Annotated in this window: 9 protein-coding genes; 5 read left to right on the top strand and 4 right to left on the bottom strand. The window is 72.0% G+C overall.

The features are described 5' to 3' along the window. Positions 1-145 precede the first annotated feature (145 nt). The 3 genes from WMF46_RS29400 to WMF46_RS29390 all read left to right on the top strand — a co-directional run bounded on the left by WMF46_RS29400 (position 146) and on the right by WMF46_RS29390 (position 4,411). Positions 146-1,336 carry a DUF6544 family protein gene (locus WMF46_RS29400; RefSeq protein ID WP_437980243.1) on the top strand — a complete coding sequence of 397 codons (1,191 nt, stop codon included), beginning with the start codon at positions 146-148 and terminating at the stop codon, positions 1,334-1,336. Positions 1,337-1,490: 154 nt separating this feature from the next. Then, entirely contained in the window at positions 1,491-2,282 is a 792-nt protein-coding gene (locus WMF46_RS29395; protein WP_437980242.1) for an RNA polymerase sigma factor, read from the top strand. Positions 2,283-2,293: 11 nt separating this feature from the next. After that, the gene (locus tag WMF46_RS29390) at positions 2,294-4,411 is read left to right on the top strand and encodes a serine/threonine protein kinase (protein WP_437980241.1); all 2,118 of its coding nucleotides are present in this window, start codon (positions 2,294-2,296) and stop codon (positions 4,409-4,411) included. A 70-nt stretch (positions 4,412-4,481) separates the two neighbouring features. Here WMF46_RS29390 and WMF46_RS29385 read toward each other — a convergent pair whose 3' ends face one another. The 4 genes from WMF46_RS29385 to WMF46_RS29370 all read right to left on the bottom strand — a co-directional run bounded on the left by WMF46_RS29385 (position 4,482) and on the right by WMF46_RS29370 (position 10,727). Next, complete coding sequence (locus WMF46_RS29385) at positions 4,482-6,443, bottom strand: sugar-binding protein (protein ID WP_437980240.1); 1,962 nt, start codon at positions 6,441-6,443, stop codon at positions 4,482-4,484. Positions 6,444-6,611: 168 nt separating this feature from the next. Next, entirely contained in the window at positions 6,612-9,434 is a 2,823-nt protein-coding gene (locus WMF46_RS29380; protein ID WP_437980239.1) for a cation-translocating P-type ATPase, read from the bottom strand. 13 nt (positions 9,435-9,447) lie between these two features. Beyond that, entirely contained in the window at positions 9,448-10,284 is an 837-nt protein-coding gene (locus WMF46_RS29375) for a PspA/IM30 family protein (protein WP_437542370.1), read from the bottom strand. A gap of 53 nt (positions 10,285-10,337) precedes the next feature. Further along, positions 10,338-10,727, bottom strand: coding sequence for a hypothetical protein (locus WMF46_RS29370; protein ID WP_437542369.1), 390 nt, complete (start codon positions 10,725-10,727; stop codon positions 10,338-10,340). 388 nt (positions 10,728-11,115) lie between these two features. Between WMF46_RS29370 and WMF46_RS29365 the strand changes: the two genes are divergently transcribed. Both WMF46_RS29365 and WMF46_RS29360 read left to right on the top strand, forming a co-directional pair. After that, positions 11,116-12,702: a protein kinase domain-containing protein gene (locus WMF46_RS29365; RefSeq protein ID WP_437980238.1), complete on the top strand. Its 1,587-nt coding sequence runs from the start codon at positions 11,116-11,118 to the stop codon at positions 12,700-12,702. 1 nt (position 12,703) lies between these two features. After that, on the top strand, positions 12,704-14,095 hold the full coding sequence (locus WMF46_RS29360) for a sigma 54-interacting transcriptional regulator (protein ID WP_437980237.1): 1,392 nt from the start codon (positions 12,704-12,706) through the stop codon (positions 14,093-14,095). The last annotated feature ends 13 nt before the right edge of the window (positions 14,096-14,108 follow it).

Genomic DNA, 14,108 nt, shown 5'->3' with positions numbered 1-14,108 from the left:
GCGCGAATTGACCGCCCCCTCGGCGTCGCTCCTGGTTTGGCACGCGGGCTGCAAAAGTAGAAAAGCGTTCGTGAGAGACGGAGACGGCCACAGACGACCAGGCGATGGCTGGGCGCAGCAGGCGATTCCGGGAAAGGGACACGTCATGCGGCTCGGATTGGCCCTCCTGATCGCGCTCCACGGCGCGATTCACCTCATCGGATACCGCGAGTGGTCGAAGCTCGCAGCCGCCGGTCTGCCGGGCGATCGCACGCTCGTGCCCCTCTCTCCCACGGGCAGTCGGGTCTTCGCCCTGCTCTGGCTCGCGGCGGTGGTCGCGCTGCTCGCGGCGGCAGCGCTGCAGGTCCTGCGGCGCGACGCGTGGTGGGCGCTGGCGCTCTCCGGCGTGATCCTCTCCCAAGGCCTCATCGTCCTCGCGTGGCCCCAGGCGAAGTTCGGGACGCTCGTCAACGTGCTCCTCCTCTTGCCGATCGTGGCCGCAGCCGCACACGCACGCTTCCGCGATGAGGTCGATTCGGAGGTCCGAGCGTTGCTCGTGCGCCCCTCCGAGCCGCATGCCTCCAGCGTCGACCCCTCCGAGCTCGCGCGCCTGCCCGCGCCGGTGCGCACCTGGCTAGAGGCCTCGGGCGTCGTCGGCCGGGAAAGGGCTCAGACGGTCCGGCTGAAGCAGCGCGGCGAGCTCCGGACCCGCCCCGACGCCGCCTGGATGTCCGTGGAGGCCGAGCAGTACTTCTCCGTCGACGAGCCTGCGTTCGTCTGGAAGGTCACGACGAAGATGATGGGCGTCCTCCCGATCGAGGGCCGCGACAAGTACGCCTCCGGCAAGGGCCAGATGCTCATCAAGGCAGCGTCGCTCGTCAACCTCGTCGACGCGGCCGACGAGAAGATCGACCAGGGCGCCATGCTGCGCTTTCTGGGCGAGATCGTCTGGTTCCCGTCAGCGGCGCTGAGCCCCTACATCGCGTGGGAGTCGATCGACGCGACGAGCGCGAAGGCGACGATGCGCCACGCAGGGAAGGTGGCATCGGCGGTGTTCACGTTCGATCCTCGGGGGCGCATGGTCGGGCTGCAGGCGGAGCGTTATCTCGGCGGCGGCGCGGACGCGAAGCTCACGCCCTGGTCCGTGTCGTGCTCGGACTGGCGCACGTTCCGGGGTATCGGGGTTCCGAGCCGAGGGGAGGTCCTGTGGAAGGTCGAGAGCGGGAGTTTCAGCTACTACCGCTGGGAGATCCTCGACGTGGAGCACAACCCCGCGGGGCCATACCGCCGGGAGAGCGGCGCTCGCACTCTCTCCGAGCCAGGGCCTTCCGGGCCAGCGTCGAAGAAAGCCCGATGACCCCTCTGTCCGGCCCGCGCGGACGGCGCCGCGAGCTGCCTGCCCGAGCACGCTGGATGCCATTGCGGTAGAATGACAATGACGATGTAGGCGCGGTCCTCTCCTGAAAGGATCTCCCCGCGCCCCGCAAGCTCGCGTTATTCTGAGCACCCCAATGCCTTCGTCGGATCCACATTCGTCCGATCCACGGCGCCGCTTCCCCGAGACATCCTGGGGCCTGGTCGGGAGGGCCGGCCTGCCGCTCACCCCGGAGGGGAGGCAAGCGCTGGCCGCGCTCTGCGAGCTGTACTGGTATCCCGTCTACTTCTTCGTGCGCCGCTATGGCGCTACGGCCGACGAGGCGCAGGACCTGACCCAGGGCTTGTTCGCCCGCCTCCTCGAGAGGAACGACCTCGCCACGGCCGACCAGGAGCGCGGCCGGTTCCGGTCGTGGCTCATCGCGTGCGTCAAGCATTACGTCGCGAACGAGCGCGCGCGCGCCCGCGCCCAGAAGCGTGGCGGCGTCAGCAATGGCGGCGGCGCGCTCCGCGGATTCGACGCGGAGCGTGCGGAGCGGTGCTATCAGGCAGAGCCGGCGCACAGGCTCACGCCGGAGAGGCTCTACGAGCGACGCTTCACCCTGCAGCTGCTCGAGCGCACGCTCGCCACGCTGAAAGCCCAGTATGAGGAGGCCGGACAAGGGCCGCTCTTCGAGGCGCTGAAGGGGCGCCTGTCCGGGGAAGGGGACGAGCGGCGGCACAAGGAGGTCGCAGCAGCGCTGGGGATGAACGTGGAGGCAGTGAAGACAGCGACCTCCCGCCTTTATGACCGCTACGAGCGGATTCTTCGCGAGGAGGTGGCGCGCACGGTCGCGCGCGTGGAGGACGTGGACGACGAGCTGCGCGCCCTGCTCCGGTCGCTCAGGGGAGATCCGTCGGAGGACGGTAACCTTTCTGGCCGGATTTAGAATGATGGGTGATGGCTAGTGAAGATCACACACCCACTGCCCTGGCCCCGACGCTCCGCGTCTGTCCGACATGCCGGTCGGAGATCACGAGAGACGCGCCGCACGGCCTCTGTCCATCCTGCCTGATCGCCGGCGTGGCCCTCCGCGGCGCACCGCCGGCCGAGTCCGACCCGCCCGGCCAGCAGGACAGCTCCCTCCCGTCGCCGAGCCACGGCGGCTACGAGATCCTCGGCCGCATCGACGCCGGCGGCATGGGCGTCGTCTACCGGGCCCGGCAGGTCCGCGCCAATCGGATCGTCGCCCTCAAGATGCTCCCGGGCGGCCCCTTCGCGACCGACACCGCGGCACGGTTGTTCCAGCGCGAGATCGCGCTCGCGTCCCGGCTGGATCATCCCAGCATCGTGCCGATCTACGATGTCGGCGAGCACGAGGGCCAGGCGTTCTTCACGATGAAACTCATGGAGGGCGGCACGCTCACCGCCCGCCTCGAGAACTACCGCGACCCGCGCCGCGCCGCCGGGCTCGTCGCGAAGCTCGCCCGCGCCGTCCACGAGGGCCACCGCCGCGACGTCCTGCACCGCGACCTGAAGCCCGCGAACATCCTCTTCGACAACGACGGGGCGCCCTATGTCGCGGACTTCGGGGTGGCCAAGCAGCTCGGCCAGGAGGGCGGCACCATGACGGGCGATCGCCTGGGGACCCCGGGCTACATGGCGCCGGAGCAGGCGATGGGCCACGCGAAGCGGGTCACGGCGGCGGCCGACATCTTCAGCCTCGGCGTCATCCTCTACGAGCTGCTGACCGGGCGACGCCCCTTCGACGGCTCGACACCCATGCAGTCGTTGCGCCGCACCATCGAGGAGGAGCCGGCCGCGCCGCGCTCCCTCCGCCGCGACCTGTCCCGCGATCTGGAGGCCATCTGCCTCACCTGCCTCCGCAAGAAGCCCGAGCGCCGGTATGGCTCCGCCGAGGCGCTCGCCGATGATCTGGAGCGCTGGCTGCGCGGCGAGCCCGTCGTGGCCCGCGCCCGCGGCCTGGTCGGGCGCGCGCTCCTCTGGTTCGCCCGCCACCCGACCGCGGTGGCGCTGATCCTGGCCGCTACGCTCGCATCGGCGGGCGCGGTGGCCACGGCGTGTGCCCAGCAGGAAGCGCGCCGGCAGGAGGTGCTCGATGGCAATGTCTACGCAGCCCGGGCCGTCGCCGGCGCGGTGCTCGCGCAGCTCTGGCACTACGGCGTGCTCGTGTCCCGCGCCGCCGCCGATCCAAGGGCTGCGGCGCTCGTGCAGCAGCCGCACCTCCCGGCGCTCGATGAGCTCCGCAAGGCGTACGTCGGCCGGAATGGAGGCCCGTCGCTGGTCACCTGGTTCGTGGTCGATCGGGAGGGCGTGCTCCTCTTGCACTGGCCGCGGGCGCCGGCGCCTCAGGGGAAATACGACTTCCGCGACTACTTCCAGGGGGCACGGCGCCTCGCCGAGGGGCCGGACTCCGGCGTGGCGTATGTCTCCCGCGTCTTCCGGTCGGAGACCGACCACCAGCACAAGTTCGCCCTGGCCGCCCCGATCCGCGGCGCTTCCGGCGAGTTCGCTGGGGCGCTCATCGCCACCATCGCGACGGACTCCCGGCTCGGTGCGCTCCAGCTCAGCGACGGCCGTCGGTTCGCCGTGCTTGCTGCGCGCCGCGATCGCGAGCGCGGCGGTCCGGCTCCGGCGAGCGACGAGTTCACGGTGCTCGTCCACGACGGCGTCGGTCATGGCGAGAGCGCGGCGCTGCGCAGCGCGATCCTGAGCGACCTCCTGCCAGCGGCTCCGGCCTCCGGCGCGCCTGCGCTGGCTCAGCTTCAGCTCCCGCCGCCCGACCGGGTGGCCTCGGTGGACGACTGGCGCGATCCGCTCGCCGAGCGCGATCCCGCGAAATACGGAGGCGCGTTTCTCGCCGGGATGGCGCCGGTCGGCCACACCGATCTCGTGGTCATCGTCCAGAGCCGCGCCGACGAGGCCACCGCGCTCGATGCGGACCCACGCCTCCGGGTCGTCGCCTGGAGCGGCGTCGCCTTGGCCCTGCTCGGCCTCGCCTTCGCGGCTGTGTCGGCGACCCGACGCCGTCGCCGCCGTCTTGCCTACGAGCGGTAGCCCTCGGGCGACCGCGTCGAGCTCGCCGGGCGCCTGTCCGTCTCCAGGCGCCGCGGCGACCTCTTCCCGCCTACTTGGCGAAGATCGACCCGTTCCAGACGTACCGCGCCGGCTGCGCGCCCCCCCACGGCAGCAGCAGCGGCTCGAAGCCGCCGACGGGCGCCTTGTCCTGGTTGAAGGGGTACGTCAGCTCCGTCCACTCGACGGCCTTCCCCGGGGCGAGCTCGATCCCCATCTTGTCGCCCACGCGCACGAACTTGAGCTCGCCGGCGATCTTCTTGTCGCCGATGCTGCGCGCGACCTCGGCCGCGAAGATCCGCTGGATGCTCTCGCCCTCGACCCGGAAGATCTGCACGACGTCGCGGTCCACGGTCCCGCCGCCCGCCTCCTTGGGCGCGGCCGCGCGGACGGTGCCGTGGACGATGATCTCCGCCTTGCCGTCGCCGGTGAGATCGAGCGCGCGCACCGAGCGGATGTCGGCCGGGGACGCGAACTGCGCGAGCGTCATGAACGCGTAGCCCGCGCCGCCCCGGAACCCCTTGCCGAACACCACGATGTCGCGGTCGTGCAGGAGCACCCGCTCGGGCTCCTTGCCGCCGGCCACGTCGGCGCCGAGGTCGAACCGCGGCTTGCTCGCCGAGGCGCTCCGGTCGCGCCGGTAGAGGGCGTACACCTTGTCGAGCATCTCGGCCGGCGAGAGGCCGGCCGGCTTCGGCGCGGCCCGCGCCTCCTCCGCCCTCGCCGGCGCCGGACGCGGCCCCGCGGCGCCCGCCTGCTTCTGCTCGCTCGCCTTGGTGAACACCCCCCCGGTCAGCTTGTAGAGCTGCGACTTGACCGACCCCCACGGCAAGAGCAGCGGGTCGTACGTCGTCTCGACCCCCTCCGCGTAGTTGCTCGCGTCGTACTTGGTCGCCTTGCCCGGCTCCACGCGGATCGCCACCTTGTCGCCGTCCGCCACGAAGTCGACGTCGTTGACGACCGAGCCCTTGTCCGTCGCGATCGCGATCTCGTGCTGGAAGATCGGCCTCGGCGTGTCGCCGGCGCCGAACTGGAGCACGTGGATCACCTCGCGGTACTTCGTGCCGCTGCCGGAGCGCTTCCGCAGGATGAGCTCGGCCTGGCCGTCGCCCGTCAGATCGCGCGCCGTGAGCGACGGCACCATCCCGTCCTTGGCGTCGACCCCGAGGTCCTCGAAGTAGTACTGCGCGCCCTTCCGGAACCCGGGGCCGAGGACGACAAGGAACCGCTCGTGGACGAGCACCCGCTCCCGCATCGCGTCGCCGGCCACGTCGGCGACGAGGTCGTAGCTCGCGCGGCCCTGGATGCCCTTGCTCCGGAGGAGGCCGTCGGTGAGCGCGAGCTCCGGCTCGGTCGCGAGCGGCGACAGCGACCCGTACGCCTCCGAGGCGGCGCTGCCGACGACGGCGTCGACCCCTCCGCCGTCGTCGTCGTGGACGAAGAGCCCCGCCCGCAGCCCGACCCGCGTCGTCGCCGCCTCGGGGAACGCCTTCCAGGGGACGCTCGCCTCCAGGGTGTACCCGCCGCTCCGGGGGGCCTCGATGACCCTCGCCCCGGCCACCGCCTTGCCGCCCGGGACCTTGACGCTGCCCGCGGTCTTGCCCGGCTGTCCCGGGTAGAGAGCGACCTCCTGGACCTTTCCGCCCGGGAACCCGATCACGACCTTCACGTGATCGGCGCCGCCTCGCAGCGTGTCGTCGGTCACGTCGGCCGCCACGTAGATCTGCGCGTCGTCGTAGGCGATGGCCACCTGCGCGGCCAGATCGGGCTTGCTGGGCTTGCCCTTGACCTTGAGGCCGAGGGAGGTGAACGCCACCGGCCACTCCTTCGGGATCCCGTCGAGCTTGAGCCATTTCGACTCGACGAGCGGCACCGCGATCGGCGCGCCGGCGGCGAGGGCAGGGGACGGGGAGGCGGCGGTCAGCGCCGCCAGCGCGACCGGCGCGAGCGCGGCGAGGCGGGAGCCGGAGGCATGAGCCCCCGGCGCACGGAGGTGGTGTGATTTACGTCTCATAAGCTCGGGTTTGGACGCCTCTCCGCGCCCGCTTGTTCTTACCACGAGCACTTTCTTTCCGGATCGGTCCGCGTCGCCCACCCGAGGCGGCATCGTGGACGTCGCGAGGCGGCCGTCTCGACGTGGCAGGCGAGGGGGCCCGGCAGCGCCGAGGCCCTCACCCGGCGATCATCCGTGGGGCTTGGAGTCGGCCGTGAGGCGGGCGGGGCCGACGCCTTCGGGGCGGATCCGGCGGTACACGAGCTTTGCGATCTCGACGGCCGGGACGATGAGCGCCGAGAGGACGAGCAGGAGCATCCACTCGTCCGACGACATCGCGTACGTGCGGAAGACCGGGCGCAGCGCGGGCACGAGCAGCGCGATCAGGTGGATCGCCGCGCTCGCCGCGACCGCCAGGAGGAGCGGGAGGCTGATGAGCGGCTTCGACGCGAAGAGCGAGATGACCGGGCTACGGCAGCTCCAGGCGTGGAAGAGCGGCGACAGCGCCAGCAGCGAGAAGGCGACGGCGCGCGTGCGCAGCAGCGCGTCCTCGGTCTGGTCCGACGTCGCGTAGAGCGCGACGGCGGCGAGCCCCATGATCGCGCCGACGTACAGGATCCCGAGGTAGTCGCGCTTGATGAGCAGGCCCTCGTCGCGCGGCCGCGGCGCCTCCGACATGAGCTGCGGATCCGGCGGATCGATGCCGAGCGCGAGCGCGGGCAGGCCGTTCGTGACGAGGTTGATCCAGAGGATCATGAGCGGCGTCAGCGGCGGCCACTTGCCGAAGAACGAGACGACGAACACGGCCACGAGGAGGCCCATGTTCGACGAGAGGAGGAAGAAGATGAACTTCTGGATGTTGCGGTAGATGGCGCGCCCCTCGCGCACCGCCTCGACGATGGTCGCGAAGTTGTCGTCCGCCAGCACGAGGTCCGCCGCCTGCCGCGCCACGTCGGTGCCCCCGCGCCCCATCGCCACGCCGATGTGCGCCTCCCGGAGCGCGGGCGCGTCGTTCACGCCGTCGCCCGTCATCGCCACGATGTGGCCGTGCGCCTTGAACGCCCGCACGAGCCGGAGCTTCTGCTCCGCCGTCGTCCGGGCGAAGACGCGCAGGTGCATGATCCGCCGCGCCAGCTCCTCGTCGCTCATCACCGCGAGCTCCGCGCCGCTGAGCGCCTCGTCGCCCTCGTCCCAGAGCCCGATCTCCTTGGCGATCGCCGTCGCGGTGAGCCGGTGGTCGCCGGTGATCATGACGGCGCGGATGCCGGCGCGGCGGCACTCGGCCACCGCCTCCTTCACCCCCTGCCGCGGCGGGTCCATCATCCCGACCAGGCCGAGGAACGTGAGCTCGCGCTCGACGTCGTCCTCGTCGCGGCTGACCCGCACCCGGCGGCAGATCGCGAGCACGCGCAGCGCGGCCGCGCTCATGCGATCGGCCTCGGCGACGATCGCGACGCGGTCGTCCTCGGACAGCGCGCGCACGCCCTTGTCGTCGGCGAACTTCACGCAGAGCGGCAGGAGCACGTCGACGCTCCCCTTCACGTGCGCGATCTCGCGGCCGCGCTCGTCCCGCGTGATCACCGTCATCCGCTTGCGGTCGCTGTCGAACGGCAGCTCGTGCACGAACGCGTGCGACGGCGCCACCGACTCGCGCGAGTAGCTGCCCTTCGCGGCCAGCGTCAGCAGCGCCCCCTCGGTCGGATCGCCGACGATGTTCCAGCGGCCCGTCGCGCGGTCCTCGTCGAGCGACGCGTTGTTGCAGAGGGCGACCGTCGCGAACAGGTAGGTGAGCGGCGCCGAGTGCTCCACGACCTCCACGCCGTGCTCGTCCCGCAGCGCGCCCGTCGGGTCGTACCCCTCGCCGGTCACCGTGTAGCGGCGGGCGCCCGCGTACACGTTGCGCACGGTCATCTCGTTCTGGGTGAGCGTGCCCGTCTTGTCCGACGCGATGATCGTCGCGGCGCCGAGCGTCTCGACCGCGGGCAGCTTGCGCACGATCGCCCCGCGCCGCGCCATGCGCTGCATCCCCAGCGCGAGCGTGATCGTCGTGATCGCGGGCAGCCCCTCGGGGATGGCGGCCACGGCGAGGCTCACGCCCTCGAGCAGGAGCTCGTGCCACGGCCGGCCGCCCCGGATGAACCCCCAGCCGAGCAGCACCGCGGAGAGCGCCAGGCACACCCGCAGGATCACCGAGCCGAAGCGATCGAGCCGCTCCTCGAGGGGCGTCTTCTGCTCGCCGACCGAGCGGATCATCTCGCCGATCCGGCCGAGCTCGGTGCTCACGCCGGTCGCGGTCACCACCGCGCGCCCCTTGCCGCGCACGACGCTCGTGCCCGTGAAGATCATCGTGACCCGGTCGCCGAGCGGCGCGTCGCGCGCGACCGGGGCGAGCGCGTCCTTGACCGCGGCCGCGCTCTCGCCCGTCAGCGCCGCCTCCTCGGTCGCGAAGCTGATCGTCTGCACGAGCCGCGCGTCGGCCGGGACCGAGTCGCCCGCCTCGAGCTCGAGGATGTCGCCGGGCGCGACGTCCTCGGCCGCGATGACCACGGTCTTGCCGCCGCGGCGCACGCGCGCGTTCGGCGCGCTGAGCTTCTGGAGGGCGTCCAGGGCCGCCTCCGCGCGCCGCTCCTGGTAGTAACCGAGGAAGGCGTTCAGGATCACGATGAGCAGGATCGCGATCGCGTCGCCGAACCGGTGGAGGAAGCTCTCGTGCTGGTCGGCCGTGAAGCCGACGACCACGGCGATGGTCGCCGCGGCGAGCAGCGTGAGCACGAGCGGGTTCGCGAACTGCTCGAGGATGCGGACGAGCGCGCTCTTCTTCTTCGTCTCGGGCAGGCGGTTCTTGCCGTGCTCCGCGAGGCGCTTCTGCGCCTCGTCGTCGGAGAGCCCGCCGGACGAGCTCACCCCGACGCGCTCGAGGAAGGCGCCGACCTCTTCGGCGTGGACAGGGATGGGAGCGGCGGGAGGGGCGTTCGGTCCGGCCGGGCGGAGCGCCGTGGCGGCTTGGCTCATGGGCAGGCGTGCTCTAGCGCTTCATCCTGGCTTGTTCACGTTGTTCTTCGGCCTCGAGCTCCGCGATCGCCGCCGCGAGCTCGTCCTGCTCGGCCTGGGGCGCGGCGGCCGGCGCGCCGCCCGCGCCGGCCACGCGCACCTGCGGCGGCGGCGCCGCGGCGGGCGGCGGCTCGGGCGGGAGCACGCCCATCTTCCGCTTGAGCGCGAGCAGCTCGTCGTCCGCGCCCGCCGTCGCCTCGAGCTGCCCGAACTTGTGCGCCAGCGTGTCGCCCGTGTACTGCTCGGCGATCTCCCCGGCGGCCTCGGCCTCGGCCTCGATCTGATCGATCTTGTTCGACATCCGGTCGAACGTCTCGAAGGCGGAGGCGTTGTTCAGGCCGCTCATCGTCTCCTGGATGGCCTTCTGCGCCTCGGCCCGCTTCTTCCGGGCGATGAGCACGTTCTTCTTGCGCTTCGCCTCCTCGATCTTGTTGTTCAGGAGGCGCAGCGCCGTCTTCAGCTGGTCGACGGCCTGCTTCTGCTTCTGCCACTGGTCCTTGTAGGAGGTGGCGAGCTGGTCGTGCTCCTTCTTGCGGTTCAGCGCCTCCTTGGCCAGCGCGTCGTCGCCCGCCTTGATCGCGAGCATCGCCCTGCGCTCCCACTCCGCGGCGTTGGCGGCCTCCTGCTCGGCCTGCTTGGCCAGCCGCTTCTCGTCGGCGATCGAGACGGCGACCTGCTTCTTCGCCTCGATCAGCTGGTTTGCCATGTCGATGACGACCTGGTTCAGCATCTTCTCGGGGTCCTCCGAGCGGCTGATGAGGTCGTTCAGGTTCGACTTGATGAGGGTCGCAAGGCGCGCGAAAATTCCCATAGATCAGCTCCAACTCTCGGGGTGCGCAGGGTCGAAAGGCGCGGCGGGTCTGCTCAGCTGAGCGCGAGATCGTGCAGCACGGGGACGTGGCGGGCGAGCGCGAGATCGATGTCGCTCAGGATCGCCTCGAGCTCGTTCATGTCGAGGTTCTCGAGCTCCAGCGCCGCCGACAGGACGACGGTGCCCGCCTCGATCCCATACGAAGCATGCATCAGATCCGTCGCGTTGTACTCGAGCAGGCGGCGGAAGAGCCTGGTCTGGTGTGCGTCGTCCCCGGGGACGGGGCCGATCGAGACCCGCACCGCCACGATCGGCGGGTCGATGCGGATCGCGATCGGCGGCGCGTCCGGGCCCCCGGAGACGAGGTAGGTACCGGCGTCGTTCTCGAACCGGCGATCGAGCTGCAGGAGGTAGGTTTCGACATCCTCGGCTGTACGCGGCATGGCGCGGCGAGCCTACAGAATCATGTCGCATCGGGCTAGTGCCGCGTCCCTCGGATTCTTTCCGGGATTCCGCGCGCCGCGGGCTGCGGCTTACGGCCCCCCATCCTCGAGGGCGCGCGGCTCGCGGTGGTCCTCCGCGTGGTCCTCCGAGTGGTCTTCCGAGTGGTCTTCCGAACCATTGCGTCCCCTTCGTTGGGTTCGTGCTCCGATCGCACCGGCGCGCTGTCACGTCGTAAGCCCGCAACACGCGCCGCGAGCCGCAAAGCGCGCCGCGAGCCGCGCTCCGCGATCGGTTCCGCTCGCTCCCGGAATCACCGCGTTTCCCCGGACGCTCGCTTTTTTCTCACCCGTTCGAGAGTCGCGGTGGTACGGTCCCGATCCAGGTTACGTGGCGATCCACCCGGGCGACGTCGTTGCTGGCTACCGTGTCTCCCGCCTGCTCGGGCGGGGCGGCATGGGCGAAGTCTGGGCAGCAACACGGGAATCGGACAATCAGCAGGTCGCCATCAAGGTCCTGCTCGCGCGCGCCGCGATGAAGCCCGATCTCGTGCGGCGCTTCGACCGCGAGGCGAAGATCGCCTCGGCCATCCAGAGCCCGTACGTCTGCCAGCTGCTCGAGGTCGGCCAGACGGACGAGGGCGAGCACCTGCTCGTGTTCGAGCAGCTCGACGGCGAGTCGCTGGCGGATCGGCTGAAGCGCGAGCAGTACCTGCCGTTCAGCGAGGTCGGCCCGATCATCGATGACGTGCTCCAGGGGCTCGTGGCGGCGCACGCCGCGGGCGTCATCCACCGCGATCTGAAGCCGGGCAACATCTACCTCGAGCACCTCGGCCTGCCGGACCGGCGCGAGCGCGCGAAGATCCTCGATTTCGGCATCTCGAAGCTCACGCGGCGCGAGAAGGAAGAGCCGACGCTCACCGCCTTCGACGCGACGCTGGGGTCGTTCGCGTACATGGCGCCGGAGCAGGTGCGGGGCGCCGCGCGGGCCGACGAGCGGGCCGACATCTACGCGGTCGGCGCGGTGGCCTTCCGGGCCCTGTCCGGGCGGCTGCCGTTCGAGGGGGCGAACGCCGCGGTGCTCGTCGCGATGAAGCTCGACCGCCCGGCGCCGTCGCTCGCCGAGGCGACCGGCGAGAAATGGCCGGTGGGCATCGAGCGCTTCCTCGAGCGGGCGCTCGATCGCCGGCGCGAAGGGCGCTTCGGCTCCGCGGCAGATGCGCTGTCGAGCTGGCGCGCCATCCAGCCGGCGAACATCACGCGCGCGACGCGCCGCACGCAGCGGAGCAGGTATCCCTCCGAGCTGCCCGACGCGTTCCTGGAAGACAACCCCACGGTCGTCGACGGCCCCCCGACGATGACGGAGAACGGCGGCTTCAGCGACGCCGGCCACAGCTCTCCGCCCCCTGCTTCGCTCGCCCCTCCCAGGGCCAGCACCGTGCCCCCGCCGCCGCCGAGCCGGGCCGGGAGCACCGTGCCCCCGCCGCCGCCGAGCCGGGCCGCCGCGCCGCCGGCGTCGCCGAGCCGGACCGGCGTGGGCGCGCCGCCTGCGCCGCCGAGCCGGACCGGCGTGGGGGCGCCGCCTGCGCCGCCGAGCCGGGCGGGCGCGCCGCCGCCACCGCCGAGCCGGGCGGGCGCGCCGCCACCACCGCCGAGCAGGGCGGGAGCGGGCGCGCCGCCGCCACCGCCGAGCAGGGCGGGCGCGGGCGCGCCGCCGCCACCACCGAGCAGGGCGGGAGCGGGCGCGCCGCCGCCACCGCCGAGCCGGGCGAGCGCGGGCGCGCCGCCGCCACCGCCGAGCAGGGCGGGCGCGGGCGCGCCGCCGCCGCCGCCGAGCAGGGCGGGCGCAGGCGCGCCGCCGCCACCGCCGAGCAGGGCGGGCGCAGGCGCGCCGCCGCCACCGCCGAGCAGGGACGGCGGCGCAGAGATTCCCCGGCCGGAGGGTCCGCCTTCGCGCCGCAAGACAGAGAGGCACTGAGTTGCTCGACGCGACGGTAGGCACGAAGAACCGGGTCGAGGTGCGCGGCGGGCGCATCCGCCTCACGAAATCGTCGGCCGCGCGCGGCGGCGGATGGATCGAGATCGGCACCGATCCCGTCATCGTGGGCCGCAACGCGGCCTGCCAGCTGGTCCTCGACGACGCCAAGGTCAGCGCGGTGCACGCCGAGTTCGTCGCCACGGAGCAGGGCGTCCGCGTGCGCGATCTCGACAGCAGGAACGGGACCTTCGTCGGCGGCGTGCGGGTCGGCGACATCTACCTGCTCACGAGCACGAAGCTGCGGCTCGGCGAGACCGAGATCCAGTTCGAGCCCCTGCGGCCCGAGCGCATCACGGTCTCGGCGATCCCGGCGTTCGGCCCGCTCGTGGCGAGCAGCCCCGGGATGCGGGCCATCTTCGAGCGCCTCTCCAAGATGGCGCCGACCGACCTCACGGTGCTCATCACGGGCGAGACCGGCACGGGCAAGGAGCTCGTCGCGCAGGCGCTGCACCTGGCGAGCGCCCGCTCGAAGAAGCCGTTCGTGGTCGTGGACTGCGGCTCGATCCCGCCGACCCTGGCCGAGGCGACCCTGTTCGGCCACGAGCGCGGCGCGTTCACGGGCGCGGTCGACAAGCGCCTCTCGCCGTTCATCGAGGCGGACGGCGGCACGATCTTCCTCGACGAGCTCGGCGAGCTGCCGCTCGAGGTGCAGCCGAAGCTCCTCCGCGCGCTCGCCGAGCGCCGCATCAAGAGCGTCGGCGGGTCGAGCTACCGCGAGGTCGACGTGCGCGTGCTCGCGGCGACGCGCCGCGACCTCGTGCGGGCCGTGAACGGCGGCAACTTCCGGAGCGATCTCTACTTCCGCGTCGCGCAGATCAAGATCGAGCTGCCGGCGCTCCGGCAGCGCGTGGAGGACATCCCCGTGCTCGTCCGCCGGATGCTGAAGGATCTCGGCGACGAGAGCGCCTACGAGCGCGTCTCGAACATGACGCTCGAGCGGCTGATGCGGCACGACTGGCCGGGCAACGTCCGCGAGCTGCGGAACGCCGTCGCCGTGGCCTTCGCGCTCGCCGCCGAGGGCGAGGAGATCGACATCGCGGCGCACCTCGGCGCCCTCACCGAGACCCCGATACACCCGAGCTCCTCGCCGTCGATCCCCCCGGGGGCCGGCGGCGGCGCGGCCAGCAGCTCGTTCGCGTCGATGAAGGGCCGCCAGTTCCAGGAGGCGAAGCGCGACGTCCTCGCGCGGTTCGAGCGCGACTACTTCGCCGCCCTGTCCGAGGACGCGAAGGGCAACGTGAGCGAGATGGCGCGGCGCGCGGGCATGGAGCGGGCGCACGTGCGGGCTTACCTCCGCCGCCACGGCATCGGCGCGAAGCAGGAACAGGAGTGAAGGCGTGAGCGGG

The sequence above is a fragment of the Sorangium sp. So ce117 genome (assembly GCF_051524395.1).
GTDB lineage: Bacteria > Myxococcota_A > Polyangia > Polyangiales > Polyangiaceae > Sorangium > Sorangium cellulosum_B.
This window is presented reverse-complemented; position numbering and strand designations above follow the sequence as displayed.

Coding starts and splice junctions, on each gene's coding strand:
- WMF46_RS29400 (WP_437980243.1), top strand. CDS start 146: ATGCGGCTCGGATTGGCCCTCCTGATCGCGCTCCACGGCGCGATTCAC.
- WMF46_RS29395 (WP_437980242.1), top strand. CDS start 1,491: ATGCCTTCGTCGGATCCACATTCGTCCGATCCACGGCGCCGCTTCCCC.
- WMF46_RS29390 (WP_437980241.1), top strand. CDS start 2,294: ATGGCTAGTGAAGATCACACACCCACTGCCCTGGCCCCGACGCTCCGC.
- WMF46_RS29385 (WP_437980240.1), bottom strand. CDS start 6,443: ATGAGACGTAAATCACACCACCTCCGTGCGCCGGGGGCTCATGCCTCC.
- WMF46_RS29380 (WP_437980239.1), bottom strand. CDS start 9,434: ATGAGCCAAGCCGCCACGGCGCTCCGCCCGGCCGGACCGAACGCCCCT.
- WMF46_RS29375 (WP_437542370.1), bottom strand. CDS start 10,284: ATGGGAATTTTCGCGCGCCTTGCGACCCTCATCAAGTCGAACCTGAAC.
- WMF46_RS29370 (WP_437542369.1), bottom strand. CDS start 10,727: ATGCCGCGTACAGCCGAGGATGTCGAAACCTACCTCCTGCAGCTCGAT.